This is a genomic window from Candidatus Aminicenantes bacterium, from assembly GCA_026393855.1.
Taxonomy (GTDB): Bacteria; Acidobacteriota; Aminicenantia; order Aminicenantales; family UBA4085; genus UBA4085.
Window position 1 is genome coordinate 1 of the sequence record JAPKZJ010000036.1, and the last position, 21,603, is coordinate 21,603.

Consider the following 21,603-nt stretch of genomic DNA (forward strand, 5'->3'; position numbering starts at 1 on the left):
CCGACGGACACGCCTTGGCCCTGGACGATCGGTTGGGGACGTCGGTCCGGAGGCTGGAAGAAATCACGGGGCGCATCCGCTCGGTGATCGCGGACCTGCGGCCTCCGCTTCTCGACGATTACGGGCTGGCGGCGACGCTGGAATGGGCGGCCGAGGAGTTCACCCGGAAATCGGGTCTGCCGGTGAAAACCTGGATCGAAGAGGGCTTTCCCCGGCTCAAGCCGCTGGCCGAGATCGCCCTGGCCCGCATCGTCGGGGAAGCGCTGACGAATGTCCATCGCCACGCCCGCGCCTCCCGGGTCGTCCTCTCGCTTGAGGCGGACGAGCACAACGCCAATCTGATGATCAAGGACGACGGGGTCGGCTTCTGGCTCGAGAAGACCCGCCGGGCGGCGGCCGCCAGCCATTGGGGGCTGTCCATCATGAGAGAGCGGGCCGAGGCGGTGGGAGGAAAATTCCGGATCGTCTCGGCGCCGGGGTCGGGAACCCAGGTGCTGGTCGAGGTGCCGCGATGACCGTCTCCGTCTACCTGGCCGACGATCATCGGATCATGCGCGACGGCTTGCGGACGCTGATCGAGGCCCGCCCGGGACTGCGCGTCATCGGCGAATCGGGCGACGGCCGGGTCACGGTCCGGGAAGTCGTCCGGCTCAAGCCCGACGTCGTCCTGCTCGACATCGCCATGCCGGGCCTCAACGGAATCGAGGCGGCGCGCGAGATCCGCCGGCGATGCCCTGCGGTCGAGATCATCATCCTCTCGATGCACTCCACTAATGAGCATGTCTACCGGGCCCTGGAGGCCGGGGCGCGGGGCTACTTGCTCAAGGAATGCGCCGGCCCCGAGGTCATCGAAGCCGTCCTGGCGGCCAAGGCGGGGCGGCGCTATTTGAGCGGGAAGATTTCGGAGCGGGAGGTCGAGGAATTTCGGCGGCGGCGCGAGGCCGGCAAGACGGCCAGCCCGCTCGACCGGCTCAGCCCGCGCGAACGGGAGATCCTCCAGCTCGTGGTCGAGGGCAAGTCGAGCGCGGCCATCGCCAAGATCGTGTTCCTGTCGCCCAAGACGGTCGAAACCTACCGCAGTCGCTTGATGAAAAAGCTGGAGGTGGCGGATCTGCCGTCGCTCATCCGGTACGCCGTGGCCAACGGGCTGACGCCCGCCTGAAAAGTCAAACTCTCCCGACTTGCCGCCCATGCCCGGAAAGACGACAATACTTCTCACCCTGGTGGAGGCCGGCTCCAGCCGTTTTCAGCAAACCCCGTTTTCCCCTTTTGGGCGGGGGTCTATCCGAGAGGGGTCAGGTCTTAAGATATAAGTTTTCTCGAGCCGGTTTTTGTAAATGGGAGCCTATTCATATCAAAAAAATAGAAAACTTATATCTTAAGACCTGACCCCTTCTTAAAGCCATTTTAAGAAGGTCACTCCGAACGTCAACCGGCTGCGGAAGGGATCCGGGGGCGGCGGCCCGCCGGCCAGGTAGGTGATCTTGCGGATCCCGATGAACGGCCGGACCTCGATCTCGCGCCCGAAGGCGATAAACGCCTTTCCGTGCGCCGATTGCTGCTCGTCGTTGGCCTCGAGCAGAAACTCGGCTCCGGCCTTGGCCAGGCCGCTCCCCAGCGAGAAATTCACCCCCAGCTTCAACCGGGCGTCATAGGCGAAGGCGAAATCGTAGCCTATGGCGATCTCGAACCGAATCGGCTTGTCCAGCCTTTCGAACTCGGGCTGATTGCGCACCAGCAAGCCGGTGGCCAGGTGGGACCGGAAGCGCACGGCCTTGTCCACGGGCATATCGATGACATACCGGGCGTACCAGGCGGCCCGCATGCCGCCCGGCAGGGTCCGTTCATACTCGGCCGAGGCCGCGTGCAGCATCCGATCGGGCCAGAACTGGGCGAAGAAGCTGCTCCCGCTGAGCAGCGGCGTCTGGAAGTCGATCGAGGCCAGGAACCGCCTGTCCTCCCGCTGCATCAGCTGCAGTCGGTAGGATCCGACGACCAGCAGCTTGTTGACGTCGTAATAGGGATAGATGCCGGCCGTGATGGCGAAATCGCCCACGTTTTGCCGCAATGGCCCGTCCGTGCGGAGGCGCAGTCCCAGGTAGGCGGCCGCCGGATAGTTGTAATGCCGGGCGGCCCGCAGGAAGATCTCGATCCCGCCTCCGAGCCCGACCGACATCGTGGCCTCGTAATAGAAGCGCTCGAAATCGACCCACTTCAGCTCGCCCGCGAAGGACATCTCGGGCAGCAGGAACGACGCCGCGTCCAGGCTGAAAGCCGCCAGCTTGTCGTATCCCCGGCTGCCGCCGATGAACGGTCCGAAGCCGACCCCGAGCATTAACCCGCCCGATCGGACCACGACCCGGCCGAGAAGCTCGTTCAGGTTAAGGACATACGGATTGGCGATCGAGGACAGGTGGCGGCAGAAATGATTGAGGGCGGCCTCGACGGCGATTTCGTCCGAGATTCTTTGCTCGGCCCCGACTCGGACCCAATAGTCGCTCGTGCCCTGCAGGGCGCCGTTCATGCGTTGGAGAAAATCGACCTCCAGCTTGAGCCGGCTCCCGCCCGCGCCGGCGACGGGGAAGGCCAGCGAGAAGACCGGTCGGTAGAAGCGCCGGTCCAGGGAATCGATGCCCAGCTCGGCTTTGACTTCGGCCTGGGGGCGGGTCCAGATATCGGCGGCCGCTTGGGCGCGAAGCGGCGGCGCCCCCAGCAGCGCCAAGGCCGCCAGGATCACCCCGCAAGCGCTTAGGGTCGCCCCGACGGCCCGGGCCGGACGGGTCATTCGTCTTTCTTGTCGCCCTCGGCTTCTTCGAGGGCGACTTCCTCGCGTTTCTTCTTCAGGGCCGCCTTGAGCCTGTCGGCGAGCATACCGCCGAACATGCCGCCGCCCATGCCGGGCGCCGGCGCGGGCTCGGATTCGGCCGCCGCTTCTTCGGCGCCTTCCTCCGGCACCTCGGTCTCCGTCTCCGTCTTCGGGGCGGCTTTGGCGTGGCCGGCGGCCGCATGCGCCGCGGGTGCGGTCGAGGCCGCCGTCGCGGTCGTTTCGGTTTCTTCGGAATCGTCCGTGGGCAGGAAAGCGCCGAGCTCGGCCAGGATGTCCTCCTCGCCGTCCTTGACGGCGGACATGGCGGCGCGCTCGGACTCCCGGTCGAGGATGCTTTCCTCGAGAACGCGGCGCTCGCTCTTGCGGGTCTTGGGGCGCCGGTCGCTTTCGAACCGGATCTTCTTCTTCTCGACTTCCTTCTTGGCCGGAACGCCGGGCACGGGCGCGGACGGCCGGGCGGGCGGGCGGCCCGTGTCCCGGATGGGCATCGACCGCGGCACGAGGTTCAGCGCGGCCAGGGCGGCCCGGCGGGCCTCCTCCTCGGGCGAGATCTCCAGCTCCAGGGCGTCGGCGATGGCCACCTCGTCGATCGGCTCGGCGTGCTCGGCCGTGGCCTCGGCCAGGGCCATGTCCTCGGGCGAGAGGATGACGGCCGGGCGCTCGACCGCCGCTGCCGGCTCTTCCTCGATCACCAGGGCCTTCTCCGGCACGGCCTCGCGGTAGAAGAACTCGCCCTTTTTCTTGTCGGACTTGATGAACTCCGGCGTGTTGAGCAGGACGAGCTCGACGTCTTCCTGGGTGGTCCGCTGGATCAGGTCGACCAGGTGGTAGGCCCGCAGGTAATGCAGGGCCGTCAGGGTCGAGTGAACGTTGAACATCTTGAAGATCGGGATCAGCAGCTCCCGCAGGTCCTTGCCTTCGCGCTCGGCGGCCATGGCGAAGACCTTGGCCAGATGGTCGCGTTCGATGTAGATGATCTTATTGGGCAGGGCCATGGTCGGCGCTTCGCCGGCGTCGGCGAACGTGTCCGCGGCCGTGTCGTAGGCCACCTTGGCCACCTGGATCTTCTTCTTGGCCTTCTTGATCCAGAACTGGAAGCCGGCCGGCCCCGACTTTTCGAGCGTCATGCTCGTGCCCTGGGGGATGTTGGCCGCGGCGAAGTATTCCTTGAGGCCCAGGAAGTAGCCCAATTGGGGGAAGAAGTAGGCCGTCACGACGGCCTTCTCCTCGGCGTTGGTGAAGGTGTATTCGCGGGAGTGCGAGAGCTCTTTGTTGTACCAGCGCGGGATCTTGACCCCGCCCGAGAGGATCTCGCGCCAGCCCAGGTAGACCTTGAGCGGGAACTCGTGGAACGGCGCGACCTCGACCTTTTCGGCCGGGTCGAACTCGGGCAGCTTCGCCTCGGAGGCCGAGAGAGGCAGGCCTTCGGGCATGGCGGCCAGGGAGGCCTTGAGGTGCCATTTGCCCCACTCCACGGGCGAGACGGAGACGAACTCCTTCTTGTGCTTGGTCTCCAGCAGATGGTTCAGCCAGAGGCAGTGGATCTCGAACAGGTCGCTCGACGGCTCCAGGCCGAAGAACTCCCGGATGAGGTCGGTCGTGGCCGAGGACCGGCCCTGCCCGCTGATGCGGGCGGCGATACTCTTAATCGTCTCGTCGGGCACGGCCGGCGGGTTGGCCTTGAGCTGCCAGCGGTCGCCCCAGGCGAAAAAGGCGGCCGATTTGGCCATGGCCGCGCGAAGGTTGCGCTCGAGCGTCCGGACGTCGCGCTCGGTCATCGGCAGCTCGGTCAGGCGCGGGTCGGACGAGGCGACCATGATCTTGGGCGCCTCGCCCGCGAGGCCGCAGTTGGACGGCAACAGGACCAAGGTCTTGGTCTTGGCCATGTAGTCGACGTACTTGCGGAAGGGGCCGCCGCCCGTGTAGTCGACTTCCAGCATGTCGCAGTCCAGGGCCTTGTCGACGGTCTTGCCGACGACCTTGAGCACGACGCTGCCCTGGAAGTGCTCCTGCACCCGCGACCCGACGGTCAGCGGCTCGTCGTATTCCTTGTAGACCGAGTCCCCGACCGCGTAAGCGGCGCCGGGGTCGTAGATCTTGACCACTTCCGAACGCTGGCCGGCCGTCTTGCGGAAGGCCAGCGTCCCGGTCAGCTCGTGAAGGGAGAACGGGCGCCGGGTCTGGCTGAGTTCCCCTTCCAGGAAGGCGATGTCGTCCGGGGTGACCAGGACGAGCGAGTTGTCCTTATCCATGGCTCTCTTTCTTTCCCATCAATGTTAGCATAATTGCCTTCTGCACATGAAGGCGGTTTTCGGCTTGGTCGAAGACGATGGAGCGGGGGGAGTCGAGAACGGAGGCCGTGACCTCCTCCTCGCGGTGGGCGGGCAGGCAGTGCATAAAGACGGCGTCGGGCTTGGCCTTGGCCATCAGGGCGTCGTTGACCTGGTAGGGGGCGAAGATGCGGGCCCGGGCCTCCTTCTCGGATTCCTGGCCCATCGAGGCGAATACGTCGGCGTAAATGGCGTCGGCGTCCTTGGCCGCCTCGGCCGGGTCGTTGGTGATGAGGAGCTCGAACCCGGTGTCCTTGCCGTCTTCCAAAGCCCATTTGACGATCATCGGGTCGGGCTCGTAGCCCTTGGGCACGGCCGCCGCGAACTTGGAGCCGGCCTTGGCCGCCGCCAGCATCAGGCTGTGGCAGACGTTGTTGCCGTCGCCCGACCAAGCCAGCTTCAGCTTGCCCAGGCCGCCCTTGTGTTCGACCAGGGTGAAGAAGTCGGCCATGGCCTGGCAGGGGTGGAGCAGGTCCGTCAGCGCGTTGATCACGGGCACCGAGGAGGCCTTGGCCAGCCGGACGATGTTGTCGTGGGCGAAGGTGCGGATCATGATGCCATCCACCCAGCGCTCCAGGTTGTGGGCCACGTCCTCCACGGTCTCGCGCTTGCCCAGTTGCACCTCGTTGGGGCTGAGGTAGATGGCCTGGCCGCCCAGCTCCAGCATGCCGACCTCGAAGGTCATTCGGGTCCGTAGCGACGGCTTCTCGAAGATCATGGCCAGGACTTGGTGGCGCAGGCGCTTGCGGTACGCGTCCGGGTCTTCCTTGATGTCCTTGGCCAGGTCGAGCAGCTCGTGGAACTCGTACCGGCTGAGGTCGTGGATGGTGATGAAATCCTTATTCATGCTCCGCTCCTTGTCTCGTTCCCGCCGGCGGCGCCGACGGCCTCGCGGCCGGGACCTGCTGGGGGTTGTTTGCCCCGCCCCGCCGTCGTCACGGCGACGTCCGGGACGATGCGAGTCCCGGAGCGGCCGATCAGCGCGGCCTTCAGGTGGTTGGCGTCGGTGATGAGGACCTCGCGGCCCCCGGCCCTGATGTAATCGATGGCCGCCCGGATTTTGGGCCCCATGGACCCGGGCGGGAACTGGCCTTCGGCCAACAGGCGCTCCGCTTCGGCGACCGTGATCTCGGCCAGATCTCTTTGGCTGGGCTTGCCGAAATCGCAGCAGACCCGATCGACGGCGGTCAGGATGATGAACAGGTCCGCCCCGACTTCGCGGGCGATCAGGCTGGAGGCGTAGTCCTTGTCGATGACCGCCTCGACTCCCTCGTACAGCCCGCGGTTGTTGAGGATGACCGGGATGCCGCCGCCGCCGGCGGCGATGACCACCCGGCCCGAGGCGACCAGGTCCTTGATGATCCACTTGGCCGTCACGTCGATGGGCTTGGGCGAGGCGACGACTTTGCGCCAGCCGCGGCCGGCGTCCTCGACCATGGTCCATTTCTTCTTGCGCCTGAGCTCCCGAGCCCGGAACTCGGTGTAGAAGGGGCCGACCGGCTTGGTCGGCTTGGCGAAGGCCGGGTCGTCCCGGTCGACCAGGACCATGCTGATCAGCGTGGCCACGTCGCGGTCGATCGAGCGGCGCCGCAGCTCGTTCACCAGAGCCCGCTCCAGCAGGTAGCCCATCGAGCCTTCGGTCATGGCGTCGCAGACGTCCAGCGAGTAGGGCGGGATGCGGTTGACGGCTTCCTCCTGCTGGATGAGGAGGTTTCCGACCTGGGGGCCGTTGCCGTGGACGATGATCAGTCCGTAGCCCTTGGCCGCCACCCCGGCCATCAGCCGGGCCGCCTGTTCGGCGTTCTTGACCTGCTCTTCCTGCAGACCACGCTGGTTCTCGGGCAGTAAGGCGTTGCCGCCGAACGCCACAAGGGCCAACCGCTGCTTTGCCGCCGCCATGCCGAACTCGAGTCCGCTTAGAACTTCGCCAGGACGTCTTCCAGCGTCGGCGAGCCGATCTCTTCCAGCTCGTAGCCGACCGCCAGCATCGTCTGCTTGGGCTTGAAAAGCCGGTTGAGGTCGATCGGGGTGCCGCTGACGATCAGGTCGCAGTCGATGCGCTCGATCGTGGCGGCCAGCTCGCGGACCTGCTTCTCGCCGTAGCCCATGGCCGGTAAAACTTTTTCCAGGTGGTTGTACTTCTCGAAAGTCGCCTTGATGCTGCCGACCGCGGCCGGGCGCGGATCGACGACGGAGGCGGCGCCGAATTTCATGGCGGCCACATAGCCGGCCCCGTAGCCCATGCCGCCGTGGGTTACAGTCGGGCCGTCCTCGATGACCAGCACCCGCTTGCCGCGGATCTGCTCGGCGTCCTTGATGATCAGGGCCGAATTGGCCTTGATGACGATGGCGGCCGGGTTGAACTTGCGGACGTTGGCCAGGACCTGTTCGACGCCCTCGGGGGTGGCCGAGTCCATCTTGTTCAGGACGATGACCTGGGCCCGGCGGAAATTGGTCTCGCCGGGGTAGTACAGCATCTCGTGGCCCGGCCGGAGCGGGTCGGCCACGACGATCTCCAGGTCGGACTTGTAGAAGGGGAAGTCGTTGTTGCCGCCGTCCCAGAGGATGACGTCGGCTTCCTTCTCGGCTTCCCGCAGGATGGCTTCGTAATCGACGCCGGCGTAGATGATGATGCCGGCCATGATGTGGGGTTCGTACTCCTCCCGCTCCTCGATCGTGCACTCGTGCTTGTCGAGGTCGGCCAGCTCGGCGAAGCGCTGGACTTTCTGCTTGGCCAAATCGCCGTAGGGCATGGGGTGGCGGATGGCGGCCACCCGGCGGCCCTTGGCCTTGAGGATGTTGGCCACCTTGCGCGAGGTCTGGCTCTTGCCGCAGCCGGTGCGCACGGCGCAGACGGATACGACGGGCTTCTCGCTCTTGACCATAGTGTCCTTGGGGCCGAGCAGGACGAACGACGCTCCGGCCGCCTGGACCTGGCTGGCCTTGTGCATGACGTCCAGGTGGGCCACGTCGCTGTAGGAGAAATAGACCTTGGTGACGGCGAACTTGCGGATCAGGGAATCGAGCTCTTCCTCGGCGTAGATGGGGATGCCGTCGGGGTAGAGCTTGCCGGCCAGAACCGCGGGGTACTTGCGGCCTTCGATGTCGGGGATCTGGGTGGCGGTGAAGGCGACGACCTGGAAATTGGGGTTGTCGCGGAAGTAGGTGTTGAAGTTGTGGAAATCGCGCCCTGCGGCGCCCATGATGATCACTTTTTTCATCGTTCGTTCTCCTCCGGTTGGACCGTCAAATTGAGCTATTTCAACAAGAAAAGAGAGCGCCAGTATATACCAAGCCGGGGCACCGGACAAGGGGGCGGGGGAGGGGGGGTGCCCCCCGATCCTTGACCGGCGCGGCAAGGGAGACTACCATTCCGAGCCGTGAGCGACAGTCTCGTCCCCAAGCCCGGGCCGTCGGACGCGCCGGCCGGGCACCCGGCGGTATCAGTCCCCCCCGAGAGATCCGTCCGTCGGGCCCCTATTGCCCGTCAGGCAAGCTTGGCCAGGCTTGTCCCCTGGGCGGCGATTCTCGCGGCCCTCGTTCTCGGTCTGTGGAACTTGGGCGGCTGGCTGATGAACGACGATGAGGGGACATATCTCTATGGCGCCTGGCGGGTCAGCCTGGGGGAGATGCCTTATCGCGATTTCGCCCTTGTCCAGACGCCGCTCGCGTTCGGCGTCGTGGGCGGGCTTTTTCGCCTGGCGGGGCCGTCGGTCTGGGCGGCCCGGGCCGCCTCGTATCTCTTTATGCTTGGGGCGGCTGTCGTTTTATTCATGGCGGGCAGGCGCTTTTTACACTTTCCGCACGGCGTCGCCTTGGCCGGGGCGGGGATATTTCTCCTCAATAAGCACGTTTTCTTCCTAGGGCGGTCTTTCCTGCCCGACAACCTCATGCTGCTGGGGGCGGCGGCCATGCTTTACGCGGCCCTGGCGGCCGAAAGAGCATCCGAAAGCAATGGTGCGGCTGCCCCAACCGCACGGGCTGAAGCGTCAATGCGAATTGGGACGACTTCGGAAGCATTCGTCGAAACGGCCGCGGGTGCCGGCGGCCGGGCGGCTTTGTGGGTCGGGATTTTCGCCGGGTTGGCGGCGCTGGCCAAGCTGACCGGCGTGTTTCTCTTTGCCGGATATGGCGTTTTTCTGGCCGCGTCGATGCTGAGGCGGGATGCCCGGCGAGCCGCCTGGGGCAAGGCTTGGCGGGCGGTCGCGGGATTCGGGTTGAGCTTCGGCCTGCCCTTCGGGCTGATGCTGGCGTTTGTACCGGGGACGTTCAAATATACTTTGGGCTTTCATCTCGCGTCAGGCGAGGCCGAGACGGGCTATGCGGCCGGGCTTGTAGCGGCTCGATGGGGCAAGCTCGTCGGCAACCACAACTATGCGCTGTTCGGGTTGGCCCTGGTCGGGGTGTGGGCGATGGCCAGGGTGGGAGCCAAATCGAAGCAGGTGGGCCGCAATTCCTGGAGAGCGGGCCGGGACCCTTTCCATATGGCCCAGGCTGATGCCGCAAAAGCTCGCGAGGCTGGACGCGTGGGGAGTGGTCGACCAGCGGAGGGGGCGGCGACAGGGGTCGGTATCGAGGCGGGGCGGCGCGATGGGGCCGTGAAGACGGGTCCGGCTGTGGCGGATGGCGCTTGGCCGATGGCCGAAAACGATCGGCCGGAGTCGTTTGATTTCAAAAAACGACAGGCTTGGATGTTGGCGGCTATGGCGGCGGCCGCGTGCCTGCCCGTTTTTCTGCCGGGAAAATACTATCTCCGATATGTCCTGCCCGCATTTCTGCCCCTGGCGCTTTTCTTCGCCGCGGGAGTCGAGTGCCTGATCGGACGATCGCGCGGCGATGGCGGCGGGATGCAGGCGCCAACGCCCGAGGCGGCGGCCAGTGGGAATAAAATCGGGCCATTCGCGGCATCCGAGGGACAAGGCGGCCGGTCCGCGGTTCCCGCGAGTCGTTTTCGGACGCCGGAAAGCCCGAGGGGCGCGAGCGTCCGGCGGGCGGGTCTTAGAGCGGTGGGCGGCCTTCTCGCCGCCGCTCTTATCCTGCTGTGCCTGGCTCCGACTCTCAGCCCGGCAAAAATAGGGGAGTACGATCCGGAAACGCGGGCCTTGGCTCGGCTCGTCGAGGACGCGACGCAGCCGGGGCAATTTGTGTTCGGCGACGACCCGTTCATCAACTTCTTGGCCGGGCGCCCATGCCCGCCCCGGCTTGTCGATGTCTCGGGAGCCATGGTCCGCGGCGGCTGGATCACGTCCGCGGTGATCGAAAAGGCTTGCGAAGAGGCCGGGGTCGCCCTAGTTTTCGTCGAGCGGGGCCATTCGGCCCATCATTTGGCCGCCCTGCCGGACGCCGACGCGTTTCGCGCTTATCTGGATCGCCGGTTTTATCTTTGGCGGACGGTCAAGCGCGAGTTCTTGGACGTGGACATCTACCTCCGAAAAAGTTAGGGGTCAGGTCTTAAGATTTAAGATATCTAATATTTCAGTCCGAATTTTGTCATTTCTGACAAAAATTGTTTCGAGAAAACTAATATCTTAAGACCTGACCCCTGTCTCCTCTCGGCAGCCCGGCAGAAACGGCGCGAATATGGTATAATTGCGCATTGGGACTGCTCTATTCACGCGGAGACCAACACACCATGTGCGGCGTCATCGGGCTCTGGGTCAACGACCGTGCTTTTCCCTACCTCCATCAGGGTTTGATGGGCATTCAGCACCGCGGCCAGGATTCCGCCGGCATCGTCACTTATGACGGGCGCTTCCACACCAAAAAGGGCAACGGCCAGGTGCGCGACATCTTTCGGGAGGAGCACGTAGATCGCTTGACCGGTGGCATCGGCATCGGCCACACTCGCTATCCGACGGTCGGCGGCGGCCGCGGCGAGGACGCCCAGCCCTTTCAGCTGAATTCCCCTTTTGGCATCATCATGGCCCACAACGGCAACGTGGTGAACTACGCCGAGTTGCGGAAGACGCTCTATAAAACTCACCGCCGCCTGCTCAACTCTGACAACGACGTCGAGAGCATCCTCAACATCTTCGCCCAGTCGCTGGAGGAGCAGAACGTCGAAGCCCTGACGCCCGAGCACATCTTCGAGGCCGTCCGGCGCGTCTACCGGACCGTCGTCGGCAGCTATTCCGTCGTCGCCTACATCGGTGAACAGGGCATGGTCGCCTTCCGCGACCCGTTCGGCATCAAGCCCCTGGTCTGGTCCGTGCGCACCGGCGCGGGCAAACCCGAATACGCCTTCGCCTCGGAGACGGTTTCGCTGAGCCTGATGGGCTTCAAGGAGATGCGCGACGTCGCCGCCGGGCAAGCCATCTTCATCGACCGCGACCGCAAGGCCCACGTGGCCCAATTGGCCGACAAGCCCCATTCGCCCTGCCTGTTCGAGTGGGTCTATTTCGCCCGTCCGGATTCGTTCATCGACGACGCCAACGTCTACCGCGTCCGCATCCGCCTGGGCCAGCTCCTGGCCGAGGACATCCGCCGGGCCGGCCTGCACATCGACGTCGTCGTGCCCGTGCCGGATTCCTCGCGCGACGCGGCCATCGAGATCGCCCGTTCGCTGGACCTGCCCTACCGCGAGGCCCTGGTCAAGAACCGCTACATCGGCCGCACCTTCATCATGCCCGACCAGGCCAAGCGCAAGCACAGCGTCCGGCTCAAGCTGAACACGATCGCCAGCGAGTTCAAGGATAAAGACATCCTGTTGGTCGACGACAGCATCGTCCGCGGCACGACATCTCAGGCCATCGTCGAGATGGTCCGCGAGTGCGGGGCCAAGCACGTTTATTTCGCCGTGACTTCGCCGCCGCTTCGCCATCCCTGCGTCTACGGCATCGACATGCAGACCCGGACCGAGTTCCTGGCCCGCGACCGCAATCTAGACCAGATTGCAGAGTTTCTCGATGCCGACCGGGTCATCTACCAGACGCTCGACAACCTGAAGAAGGCGGTCGGGATGGAGAACCCGGCCCTGACCCAGTTCTGCGCCGCCTGCTTCGACGGGAATTACGTCACGGGCGACGTAACGGCGGAGATGCTGCAGCAGATCGAAGACGAACGCAAGGCCAGCGGCGCCAGCCAGCTGCCCCTGCCTGTCGGATAGGGGTCAGGTCTTAAGATATAAGTTTTCTTCCAAACTTCCCGGAGCGATCGGCAAAGAGGTATTTTTTCGCAAGCCGGATATCCGCGCCTCTGCGGCCGTAAGCAAGGGCGCCAGCGTTTCGCTTCCCCCGCAATCGGCGGCGAAGCGCCTGGCGTTGAACCCGACCACGGCGTAATCGACGCCCCAGATCTCGCCGGCTTTCCTTAGGCCGATAGCGCAGTGCTTCTTGACGAGATACATGCCCATGGCCCGCCATGGCCTGCCCCGCTTTTTTGTCAGGATATCCGAAACCGCACAACCAGAGACCGCGGCGATGATCTCGAACACCTGGGCGGGAGAAACAGCCTGACAGGCCTTGAAGTCACGGGCGGAATTTTCGCGGGTTTTTCCCGCCGCCGCCCGCTCGTTGATAAGTTGCCGGATCCGGTCGATGAATGAGGGGCTGCCCAAAGCAATTCTCCGGAAGGAAGCCTTCAGCGGATCGTCCATATCCCGCCGCTCCCGAAGAAGCTCCCGATAGCGGGTTCGCGCGTTAGTATCGTCGGAGGTTAAAATTGACAGGATTCGCGGCGCTTGGAGAGCCGGCGTTTGCAGGCCCCGCATCCCCAGGTAATCCCGGCAGCTGCTCCAGGCGTAATCCTCCGGTTTTTTGGCCAAACCCCAGCGGCACGGGTTGAGGTGGATGTAGATGGATAGGTTGACGGCATACGTCTCTTCATCGACGAGGATCGATTTGAACCGACCTTGGAAAACGTGGCCGACGAGCTTGTGCTTGCTTTTCAGCCAGTTTGAATACGCCGAGTTGAGATGGTGGAGCCCTTCGGAGAGGTTGGCCAGCGGGGTTTGAAGGAAGAGGTGATAATGGTTCGGCATTAGGCAAAAAGCGTTGAGGATGAAGGAGTATTTTTCGAATGTCTCGTTCATCTTGCGGACGAACTCAAAGCGGTCATGGTCGGCGAAAAATATGGCGTCCTTGCGGATGCCTCGGCATGTAACGTGATACGCCGCGTTGCGAAATTGGATGCGAAGTGGGCGAGCCATAGGGAAGCTCCGATGCCCTCAATCATTAAAGACGGCGTGGCGGGATGGGATTCTCATGGGATGCTTGGCTTTTTTCGGTCCTGAAAATATGGTATCTTTGGGGCCGTTTTACGAGAATCGGCGCATTTTTAGGAACCGCATCGTCAGTAAAATGAATGGGTTTCAGGATAACTTATATCTTAAGACCTGACCCCTATTAGTAGGAGGCATGGATGAACGTCCTCATCACCGGCATCACCGGGTTCGCCGGCAGCCACCTGGCCGAGTATATTTTAGCCGAACACCCCGACGCGCGCGTCCACGGCATCGTCCGTTGGCGCAGCCGCATGGACAACGTCGCCCACCTCGCCGGCAAAATCGAGCTCCACGAGGCCGACCTCAAAGACATGGTCTCGATGAAGAAAGCCCTGCACGCCTCCAGGCCGGACAAGATTTTCCACTTGGCCGCCCAGAGCTTCGTCCCCACTTCCTGGCGCCTTCCCGCCGAAACTTTCCAGATCAACGCCGTCGGGCAGATCAACTTGTTCGAGGCTATCCTGGACCTCAAGCTCGACCCGCGCGTCCAGATCGCCGGCTCGAGCGAAGAGTACGGTATGGTCCATCCCGACGAGGTGCCGATGAAGGAGACCAACCCCCTGCGGCCCCTCTCGCCTTACGCTGTCAGCAAGGTGGCCCAGGACCTGCTCGGCTATCAGTACTTCAAGAGCTATGGGCTGCGGGCCATCCGGACCCGCGGCTTCAACCATACCGGGCCGCGCCGCGGCGACGTTTTCGTCACATCCAACTTCGCCAAGCAGATGGCCCAGATCGAGAAAGGCCTGCGCGAGCCGGTCATCCATGTCGGCAACCTGGACGCCAAGCGCGATTTCACCGACGTCCGTGACATGGTCCGGGCCTACTGGCTGGCCACCGAGAAGGGCGAGGACGGCGACGTTTACAACGTCGGCACCGGCGGCACTATCTCCATGCACCAGCTCCTGGATATGCTGCTGGCCCTGACCAAGGTCAAGGTTCGGGTCCAGGTCGACCCCGAGCGCCTGCGACCCAGCGACGTCCAGATCCTGCAGGCCGACCCGGCTAAATTCCGCAAGCAGACCGGCTGGGAGCCGACCATCCCGTTCGAAAAGACCCTGCGCGATTTGCTGGACTATTGGCGGGCGCGGGTGTGATAGGGGTCAGGTCTTAAGATATAAGTTTTCTGACAATGCTGACAAAAAACGTCACTATATATCGGGTTTTGCCGTGAAAAGCGTGAGAAAAAATAGCGTGCCCCGATAAAACAGGATCCCGGTTTCTGATCGAAGATATGGAAGAATAGCTGAAAGACAAGCGTCATAAGAAACGGATATTTATGCCCTCACAGCGTATTTTCATTACCGGAGCGACGGGATTCGTCGGCCGGCACTTGATTGCCCACCTGAACAGGCGGGGCGGGGCGACCCGGGCCGAGATCTTCGGTTCCTGCTTTCCCGAGCGGCCGGAATCATGCGCTGATCTCTGCCGGGCCGAACGCAACGTTCGGCTTGTCCATCTGGACCTGCGCGATGCGGCGGCCGTCGAGACGGTCCTGGCCTCGATTCGGCCAGCCCGAATCTACCACCTGGCGGCGCTTTCCCAGGTCCGCCTGTCGTGGGAGAAGCGGGCCGAAACGTTCGATACCAACCTACGCGGCACGTTCAACCTCTTTGAGGCCGTGCGGAAGCACACGCCCAAGGCGCGGGTGCTCTTTGTCAGCTCGTCGGATGTCTACGGATTCCTGGAGCCGCGGCATCGGCCCTGCCGCGAGCGGGACCGGCGCGGCGTGGTCAGCCCTTACGCTTTCACCAAAGTCAGCGGCGAGCTCTTGGGCGAATTTTACGCCCTGCGCGAGAACGTGCCGATCATCGCGGCCCGGCCCTTCCCGCACACCGGGCCGGGGCAGACAGCTGATTTCGTCTGCTCGGACTGGGCTCGCCAGATCGCCCTGATCGAGAAATTCAAGGCTCACGGCGACGCCGAGGCGGCCGGCCAACGCCTCGGCCAAGGGCGGGCGGCCGAGGCCGGGGGCGGCGGAGGCGTGCCTGTCATCCGGGTCGGCAATCTAGCTCTACGGCGGGATTATTCAGATGTCCGCGATATTGTCCGGGCGTATGCCTTGCTCTTGGCCAAGGGGAAGCCGGGCGAGGTTTACAACGTCTGCTCCGGCCGCGCCACGAGCCTGGAATGGGTTCTGAAAACTCTGTTGTCCTATTCCCGCCGGAAGATCGCTTACGAGATCGACCCAGCCCGGGTCCGCAAGGTCGACATCCCGTATCTGGCCGGCGATAACGGCAAGCTGCGCCAGGCGACGGGGTGGGCGCCGCGCATTGCGCTGGAGCAGACTTTGCGCGACATCCTCGAATATTGGCGCGCCCGGGTTTAATAGGATCTATTAGGGGTCAGGTCTTAAGATATAAGTTATCTACTAGTTTGGACGTAAATTTGCTCCCAATGACAATAAATGGCTCGAGGAAACTTATATCTTAAGACCTGACCCCTATTTTCTGTCTTTATAATAATTCTCGTAAAATGCCTTATACTCGGTGCTTTTTTCTTTAATCTTGCGCCACCAGGCCTGATTCTCGACATACCACCGGACCGTCCCCTCCAGCCCATCCTCGAAGTCGATCTCCCGTCTCCAACCGAGCGCCTTGAGCTTGCGGCAATCGACGGCGTAGCGCCGGTCGTGGCCGAGCCGGTCGGGGACGAACTTGATCAGGCTCCCGGGCTTGCCCAGCAGCTTGACGATTCGCCGGGCCACGTCGATGTTGAACCGCTCGTCGTTGGCCCCGACGTTATAGGCCTCGCCCGTCGTGCCGCGACGAATGACCGTCTCGATGGCCCGGCAGTTGTCCTCGACGTGCAGCCAGTCGCGGACATTGCGGCCCTTGCCGTAGAGCGGCAGCGGGCGGTCCTCCATGGCGTTGGTGGCGAACAGGGGGATGAACTTTTCAGGGTATTGAAAGGGGCCGTAGTTGTTGCTCGGCCGTACGATCAGCGTCGGCGTACCGTAGGTCACATGGAAGGCATGGGCCAGTCGGTCCGCCCCGACTTTGCTGGCCGAGTAGGGGGATGACGGGTTGAGCAGGGAGGCTTCCTTGAAAAAGCCGGTGTCGCGGCTGCCGTAGACCTCGTCGGTCGAGACGTGGAGGAAAAACTCGATGGCGGGCGCATTGCGGACGGCCTCGAGCAGAACATAGGTGCCGTGGACATCGGTCAGGACGAACTCGCCGCCGCTGACGATGGATCGATCCACGTGGGTCTCGGCGGCGAAGTGGACGACGCCCTGGACATGGGTGAGAAGGCTGCCCACCAGCGCGGCATCGCGGATGTCGCCGTGGACGAACTCGTGGCGCTGGTCGCAGGCGAGGTCGGCCAGGTTGTCCAGGTTGCCGGCGTAGGTCAGCTTGTCCAGATTCACGATGCGGATGTCCGTATAGCGATCCAGTAAAAATCGGATGAAGTTGCTGCCGATGAAGCCGGCGCCGCCCGTGACCAGGATGGTCTTGCCGTGCAGGGTGCGGAGGTCGCGGGGGCGGGGGACGGGCTTTTTTGCCGCCGGGCGAGCGGCCGTTTTCTTCGACGGGTCGATCTTTCGCGGCATGAAAAGTCTCCTCATGTTCAACCCCAAGACTTATGGCTGGAATAATCTATCATTCCCGGGGCCCGATTTAAAGAGGCGGAGGGAGGGAGCGGGTGAGAATTTTGAGCCCTGGCCGCGTCTCTTATAAAGAAGGGACTTGTTAATTTTGACAGTTTTCGCCGGAAATATCAGATATGTTGAATGTTGAGACTTGACCCCCGCTGCATTATACTTGAACCGAACATGATCAAAATCGTTTCGATTGTGGGGGCCAGGCCGCAATTCATTAAAGCGGCTCCCGTCTGCCGCGCCCTTCGCGCTTCCGGGCGCCACGCCGAAATTCTCGTCCACACCGGTCAGCATTACGACCCCGCGATGTCCGACATCTTCTTCGATGAGCTGGGCATCCCCGCCCCCGACCGCCACCTCGGCGTCGGCTCCGGCCCGCACGGCGCCCAGACCGGGGCCATGCTGGCGGCGATCGAGCTTGTTCTGATGGACGAGCGTCCCGATGCCGTCCTCGTTTACGGCGACACCAATTCGACTCTGGCCGGGGCCCTGGCTGCCGTCAAGCTGGGCATCCCGGTAGCCCATATCGAGGCCGGTCTGCGCTCCTACAATCGCAGCATGCCCGAAGAAATCAACCGGTTGATGGTCGACCTCGTCTCTTCGCTTCTTTTCTGCCCGTCGCCGAGCGCGGCCGAGAATCTGGCCCGCGAAGGCATCACCCGCGGCGTCTATATCGTCGGCGACGTCATGGCCGATGCGCTGGCCGAAGCCGCGGCCCGGGCCGCGACCCGCGCCGCGATCCTATCCCGCTTGGATGTCCGACCGGGAGCGTTCCTTTTGGCCACGATCCATCGGGCCGAAAACACCAACGACCCCGCCCGTTTGCGAGCCATTCTGGATGCCTTCCGGCTTATCCCCGAGCCCATCGTTTTTCCCGTTCATCCGCGGACGCGAAAAGCGTTGGCCGGCTTGGGCGATCCCCATTTGGGGATTCCGAACCTGCGGGCGATCGAACCCGTCGGCTATCTCGACATGGCCTTGCTCGAGCGATCCGCCCGCCTCATCCTGACCGATTCGGGCGGAATCCAAAAAGAAGCCTATTGGCTGGGCGTCCCGTGCCTGACTCTGCGCGGCGAAACCGAATGGGTGGAAACCGTCGAGGCCGGTTGGAACAGGGTCGTCGGGGCCGAAACCGAGACGATCGTCCGCTCCGTTCGGGAATTCCGCCCGCCGTCCGCCCGCCCGCCTCTTTACGGCGGCACGGGCGCCGCTGCCCGCATTGTCGCCCTGTTAGGATAGGGGTCAGGTCTTAAGATATGAGTTTTCTATTAACAATTTTCTGTAAAAAATGACGTTATTTGACTGATATATTAGATACCTTAAATCTTAAGACCTGACCCCTATTTTCACTTGATTCTGCTATAATACGCGCCTTCGTTTGGAGCCTGCCGCTCCCCAAGGAGATGCCATGAGCCAACAGATCGCCCCGCACGGCGGGACGCTGAAACCCCTCCTCGTCACCGGCGACGAACATGCCGCCCTCGTCGATCGGGCCCGTTCGCTGCCCGTCATCCGCTTGTCCTCGCGCGAGACATCAGACCTCATCATGCTCGCCTCTGGCGCCTTCAGCCCTCTCGACGGGTTCATGACCCGCCGCGACTACGACGGCGTCGTCGAAGAAATGAAGATGGCCGACGGCACGCTCTGGCCCATGCCGATCACCTGCGCCACCCCCTCCGACCAGGCCGCGGCCCTCCGCATCGGCTCCGAAGTCGCCCTCGTCGACGACGAGAGCGGCGAGCTGATGGGCATCCTGCGCGTAGACGAGAAGTACGCCTACGACAAGCGCCGCGAGGCGCGCCTCGTCTTCCGGACCGAGGACGAGAAGCACCCCGGCGTCGCCAAGCTTTATGCCCAGCCCGAAACGCTGCTGGGCGGCCCCGTGCGCGTCCTCAGCGAGGGGCCATATCCCGCCCTCTATGGCGAGGCCTACGCCCGCCCGGCCGAGACGCGGGCCCTCTTCGCCGCCAAGGGCTGGACGACCATCGCTGCCTTCCAGACCCGCAACCCCATCCATCGTTCGCACGAGTATTGCACCAAGATCGCCCTCGAGATCTGCGACGGCGTGCTTATCCACCCGCTCGTCGGCAAGCTCAAGTCGGACGACATCCCGGCCGACGTCCGGATGAAATGCTACGAAGCCCTGCTCGACAACTACTATCCTAAGGAACGGGTCGCCCTCAAGGTTTACCCGATGGAAATGCGCTACGGCGGCCCGCGCGAAGCGGTTCTGCACGCTGCGTTCCGGCAGAACTACGGCTGTTCGCACATCATCATCGGCCGTGACCACGCCGGCGTCGGCTCGTACTACGGCCCGTTCGACGCCCAGAAGATCTTCGACGACATCCCGGCCGGCGCCCTTAAGATCAAGACGCTCAACATCGATTGGACGTTCTGGTGCTTCAAGTGCGGCGGGATGGCTTCGACCAAGACCTGCCCCCATCCCCCGGCCGACCGGCTGATGATCAGCGGCACCAAGTTGCGCGAGATGCTGGCCGCGGGCGAGATGCCGGCGGCGGAGTTCAGCCGCCCCGAAGTGCTGCGGATCCTGATGGAGTATTACAAGCGCTAGGGGTCAGGTCTCAACATTCAACATTTCTCCTGCCAATTTATTGTCTTGTTTGACGCTTTGGGGCAAAAGAAATGTTGAATGTTGAGACCCGACCCCTTTCGTATGATAAGATTTTTATCTTAGGAGGGGCGCCATGTCCGAAATCCCAAGCTTGCCGGCTAATCCGTTTTTTGTTCACCCCAGCTCCTATGTCGATGACGGCGTCGCGATTGGGGAGGGGACCAAGATCTGGCATTTCTCGCACGTCCAATCAGGCGTCCGCATCGGCCGCTCCTGCGTCCTGGGCCAGAACGTCAACATCGGCAACAACGTCGTCATCGGCGATTTCGTCAAAATCCAGAACAACGTCTCGGTCTACGAGGGGGTCGTCCTCGAAGACTATGTCTTTTGCGGCCCTTCGATGGTTTTCACCAACGTCCCCGTGCCGCGCGGCAAATACCCGCAGATCGGAGCGGCCTTCTACAAGCCGACGATCGTCCGCGTGGGCGCTTCGCTCGGAGCGAACTGCACCATCGTCTGCGGCCATGCCATCGGCCGCTTCGCCTTCGTCGGGGCCGGGGCCGTCGTGACTAAGGACGTGCCCGCGTTCGCCCTCGTCGTCGGCAACCCGGCCCGCGTCGTCGGCTGGATGAGCGAGGCGGGGGAGAAGCTGGTCTTTGACCCCGCCGGCCTGGCGACCTGTCCGCGCTCGGGTAAGAGCTACCGCTTCGCCGCCGGCTCAGTCACGGAAATGGAGTAGCTCCGTCGTCCCGTCATCGCTTCGACAGTCGGCGCGAGTGAGATCTCTCTTTTGATCCCCACTCTTTAGATCCCCACGTACTTGCTTCGCCGCCAATTAATTGTCTTGTTTGGCACTTTTAACCAAAAGAAATGTCTAATGTTGAGACCTGACCCCTCTCTTTTTTTGTGATATGATTTCGGCCGGAGGAGGGCGTCCAGATGAGCAATTTCGCCCTGATCGGGGCGGCCGGATTCGTTGCCCCCCGCCATATGAAAGCGATCAAAGAGACCGGCCATCGCCTGATCGCCGCCCTCGACCCCGCCGACTCGGTGGGCATAATCGATGCCTACTTCCCCGACTCCGATTTTTTCACCGAGTTCGAGCGCTTCGACCGCCACATCGAGAAGCTGCGCCGCGAGAAGAGCGAGCGTCGCGTCGATTACGTCTCCATCACCTCGCCCAACTACCTGCACGACGCTCACATCCGATTCGCTCTGCGGGTCGGGGCCGACGCGATCTGCGAGAAGCCGCTTGTCCTCAACCCCTGGAACATCGACGCCCTACGCTCCCTCGAAGGCGAGTTCGGCCGCCGCGTCTACACCATCCTTCAGCTCCGCCTGCATCCCGCCATCCGGGCCTTACGCGATCGGATCGCCGCCGCGCCCCCTTCCGCCCCGCTCGAAGTGGAGCTGACCCAGGTCTCGCCGCGCGGCCGTTGGTACGGCTACTCCTGGAAGGGCCACGAGGCCAAGTCCGGCGGCATCATCACCAACATCGGCATTCATTTCTTCGACATGCTGCTCTGGATCTTCGGGCCCGTCGCGGGCTTCGAGGTCGTCGAGCGGACGCCCGATCGCGCCTCCGGATTTCTCGATCTCCGGCACGCCCATGTCCGCTGGACGCTGTCCCTGCGATTCCAAGATTTGCCCGCTTCGTGCGCGGCCGCAGGAGAGCGGGCATGCCGCCGCCTCACGGTGGCCGGCGAGCCCATCGAGTTCGAGTCCGGCTTCTCCGAGCTCCACACCGCCTGCTACGCCGAAATTCTTGCCGGTCGCGGCTTCGGCTTGGACGAAGCTCTTCCGTCCATCGATTTGGCCTATCGGCTCCGCGAGGGGTCAGGTCTTAAGATATAAGTTTTCTCGTGCCGTTTTTTGTCAAAAAATATTAGATAACTCATATCTTAAGACCTGACCCCTATCTTTTCCCCTCTTGTTCGGTCGAGCCCGGCGTGTCATAATATCGAGTCATTTTGGCCTTTTCGCATTCATTCTAACGCTTATCCGAGAAGGAGCCGCTCTCATGGTCACCAATGTCCCGATGCTCGATCTTAAGGCCCA

At 63.2% G+C, this 21,603-nt stretch carries 17 protein-coding genes; 10 read left to right on the top strand and 7 right to left on the bottom strand.

Annotation, left to right across the window (positions count from 1 at the left end):
- Together NTZ26_04670 and NTZ26_04675 are read left to right on the top strand one after the other, a co-directional pair.
- Positions 1–515, top strand: a 515-nt coding sequence (locus tag NTZ26_04670) for an ATP-binding protein (GenBank protein MCX6559788.1), incomplete at its 5' end; no start/stop codon positions are given.
- A complete protein-coding gene (locus tag NTZ26_04675) occupies positions 512–1,162 on the top strand; it encodes a response regulator transcription factor (protein ID MCX6559789.1) in 651 nt (216 codons plus the stop codon). The genes NTZ26_04670 and NTZ26_04675, both read left to right, overlap by 4 nt.
- Before the next feature lie 234 nt (positions 1,163–1,396).
- Here the strand turns inward: NTZ26_04675 and NTZ26_04680 are convergent, their stop codons facing one another.
- Genes NTZ26_04680 through NTZ26_04700 form a run of 5 tightly spaced genes read right to left on the bottom strand, consistent with a single transcriptional unit; the run spans position 1,397 to position 8,378 of the window.
- A complete protein-coding gene (locus NTZ26_04680; GenBank protein ID MCX6559790.1) occupies positions 1,397–2,785 on the bottom strand; it encodes a hypothetical protein in 1,389 nt (462 codons plus the stop codon).
- Positions 2,782–5,079, bottom strand: a complete 2,298-nt coding sequence (locus tag NTZ26_04685; GenBank protein MCX6559791.1) for a hypothetical protein — start codon at positions 5,077–5,079, stop codon at positions 2,782–2,784. The genes NTZ26_04680 and NTZ26_04685 overlap by 4 nt, the downstream gene beginning before the upstream one ends.
- Positions 5,072–6,004, bottom strand: a complete 933-nt coding sequence (argF, locus tag NTZ26_04690) for an ornithine carbamoyltransferase (GenBank protein MCX6559792.1) — start codon at positions 6,002–6,004, stop codon at positions 5,072–5,074. The genes NTZ26_04685 and argF overlap by 8 nt, the downstream gene beginning before the upstream one ends.
- Positions 6,001–7,056, bottom strand: a complete 1,056-nt coding sequence (arcC, locus tag NTZ26_04695) for a carbamate kinase (protein ID MCX6559793.1) — start codon at positions 7,054–7,056, stop codon at positions 6,001–6,003. The genes argF and arcC overlap by 4 nt, the downstream gene beginning before the upstream one ends.
- A 17-nt stretch (positions 7,057–7,073) precedes the next feature.
- Positions 7,074–8,378 carry a cyclic 2,3-diphosphoglycerate synthase gene (locus NTZ26_04700; protein ID MCX6559794.1) on the bottom strand — a complete coding sequence of 435 codons (1,305 nt, stop codon included), beginning with the start codon at positions 8,376–8,378 and terminating at the stop codon, positions 7,074–7,076.
- Between the two features lie 276 nt (positions 8,379–8,654).
- Between NTZ26_04700 and NTZ26_04705 the strand changes: the two genes are divergently transcribed.
- Both NTZ26_04705 and purF read left to right on the top strand, forming a co-directional pair.
- Positions 8,655–10,598: a hypothetical protein gene (locus NTZ26_04705; protein ID MCX6559795.1), complete on the top strand. Its 1,944-nt coding sequence runs from the start codon at positions 8,655–8,657 to the stop codon at positions 10,596–10,598.
- Between the two features lie 191 nt (positions 10,599–10,789).
- Complete coding sequence (gene purF, locus NTZ26_04710; GenBank protein ID MCX6559796.1) at positions 10,790–12,262, top strand: amidophosphoribosyltransferase; 1,473 nt, start codon at positions 10,790–10,792, stop codon at positions 12,260–12,262.
- A gap of 3 nt (positions 12,263–12,265) precedes the next feature.
- Here the strand turns inward: purF and NTZ26_04715 are convergent, their stop codons facing one another.
- The gene (locus NTZ26_04715) at positions 12,266–13,303 is read right to left on the bottom strand and encodes a transposase (protein ID MCX6559797.1); all 1,038 of its coding nucleotides are present in this window, start codon (positions 13,301–13,303) and stop codon (positions 12,266–12,268) included.
- A gap of 212 nt (positions 13,304–13,515) precedes the next feature.
- Between NTZ26_04715 and NTZ26_04720 the strand changes: the two genes are divergently transcribed.
- Positions 13,516–14,472, top strand: a complete 957-nt coding sequence (locus tag NTZ26_04720; GenBank protein ID MCX6559798.1) for a GDP-mannose 4,6-dehydratase — start codon at positions 13,516–13,518, stop codon at positions 14,470–14,472.
- A gap of 182 nt (positions 14,473–14,654) precedes the next feature.
- Complete coding sequence (locus tag NTZ26_04725; GenBank protein ID MCX6559799.1) at positions 14,655–15,704, top strand: GDP-mannose 4,6-dehydratase; 1,050 nt, start codon at positions 14,655–14,657, stop codon at positions 15,702–15,704.
- A gap of 114 nt (positions 15,705–15,818) precedes the next feature.
- Here NTZ26_04725 and rfbB read toward each other — a convergent pair whose 3' ends face one another.
- The gene (gene rfbB / locus NTZ26_04730; GenBank protein ID MCX6559800.1) at positions 15,819–16,925 is read right to left on the bottom strand and encodes a dTDP-glucose 4,6-dehydratase; all 1,107 of its coding nucleotides are present in this window, start codon (positions 16,923–16,925) and stop codon (positions 15,819–15,821) included.
- A gap of 222 nt (positions 16,926–17,147) precedes the next feature.
- Here rfbB and wecB point away from each other — a divergent pair, with 222 nt between their 5' ends.
- From wecB to NTZ26_04750, 4 genes are all read left to right on the top strand, one after another.
- On the top strand, positions 17,148–18,212 hold the full coding sequence (gene wecB / locus NTZ26_04735) for a UDP-N-acetylglucosamine 2-epimerase (non-hydrolyzing) (GenBank protein ID MCX6559801.1): 1,065 nt from the start codon (positions 17,148–17,150) through the stop codon (positions 18,210–18,212).
- A gap of 169 nt (positions 18,213–18,381) precedes the next feature.
- Positions 18,382–19,545, top strand: coding sequence for a sulfate adenylyltransferase (gene sat, locus NTZ26_04740; GenBank protein MCX6559802.1), 1,164 nt, complete (start codon positions 18,382–18,384; stop codon positions 19,543–19,545).
- 133 nt (positions 19,546–19,678) lie between these two features.
- Positions 19,679–20,284: an acyltransferase gene (locus NTZ26_04745; protein ID MCX6559803.1), complete on the top strand. Its 606-nt coding sequence runs from the start codon at positions 19,679–19,681 to the stop codon at positions 20,282–20,284.
- A gap of 200 nt (positions 20,285–20,484) precedes the next feature.
- Entirely contained in the window at positions 20,485–21,399 is a 915-nt protein-coding gene (locus tag NTZ26_04750; protein MCX6559804.1) for a Gfo/Idh/MocA family oxidoreductase, read from the top strand.
- Positions 21,400–21,603 lie beyond the last annotated feature (204 nt).

What these genes read in the sequence shown, in the direction of transcription:
- NTZ26_04715 (MCX6559797.1), bottom strand. Translation starts at nt 13,303, where the DNA reads ATGGCTCGCCCACTTCGCATCCAATTTCGCAACGCGGCGTATCACGTT.
- NTZ26_04725 (MCX6559799.1), top strand. Translation starts at nt 14,655, where the DNA reads ATGCCCTCACAGCGTATTTTCATTACCGGAGCGACGGGATTCGTCGGC.
- NTZ26_04745 (MCX6559803.1), top strand. Translation starts at nt 19,679, where the DNA reads ATGTCCGAAATCCCAAGCTTGCCGGCTAATCCGTTTTTTGTTCACCCC.
- NTZ26_04685 (MCX6559791.1), bottom strand. Translation starts at nt 5,079, where the DNA reads ATGGATAAGGACAACTCGCTCGTCCTGGTCACCCCGGACGACATCGCC.
- arcC (MCX6559793.1), bottom strand. Translation starts at nt 7,056, where the DNA reads ATGGCGGCGGCAAAGCAGCGGTTGGCCCTTGTGGCGTTCGGCGGCAAC.
- NTZ26_04700 (MCX6559794.1), bottom strand. Translation starts at nt 8,378, where the DNA reads ATGAAAAAAGTGATCATCATGGGCGCCGCAGGGCGCGATTTCCACAAC.
- NTZ26_04680 (MCX6559790.1), bottom strand. Translation starts at nt 2,785, where the DNA reads ATGACCCGTCCGGCCCGGGCCGTCGGGGCGACCCTAAGCGCTTGCGGG.
- purF (MCX6559796.1), top strand. Translation starts at nt 10,790, where the DNA reads ATGTGCGGCGTCATCGGGCTCTGGGTCAACGACCGTGCTTTTCCCTAC.
- rfbB (MCX6559800.1), bottom strand. Translation starts at nt 16,925, where the DNA reads ATGCCGCGAAAGATCGACCCGTCGAAGAAAACGGCCGCTCGCCCGGCG.
- sat (MCX6559802.1), top strand. Translation starts at nt 18,382, where the DNA reads ATGAGCCAACAGATCGCCCCGCACGGCGGGACGCTGAAACCCCTCCTC.
- NTZ26_04720 (MCX6559798.1), top strand. Translation starts at nt 13,516, where the DNA reads ATGAACGTCCTCATCACCGGCATCACCGGGTTCGCCGGCAGCCACCTG.
- NTZ26_04750 (MCX6559804.1), top strand. Translation starts at nt 20,485, where the DNA reads ATGAGCAATTTCGCCCTGATCGGGGCGGCCGGATTCGTTGCCCCCCGC.
- argF (MCX6559792.1), bottom strand. Translation starts at nt 6,004, where the DNA reads ATGAATAAGGATTTCATCACCATCCACGACCTCAGCCGGTACGAGTTC.
- wecB (MCX6559801.1), top strand. Translation starts at nt 17,148, where the DNA reads ATGATCAAAATCGTTTCGATTGTGGGGGCCAGGCCGCAATTCATTAAA.
- NTZ26_04675 (MCX6559789.1), top strand. Translation starts at nt 512, where the DNA reads ATGACCGTCTCCGTCTACCTGGCCGACGATCATCGGATCATGCGCGAC.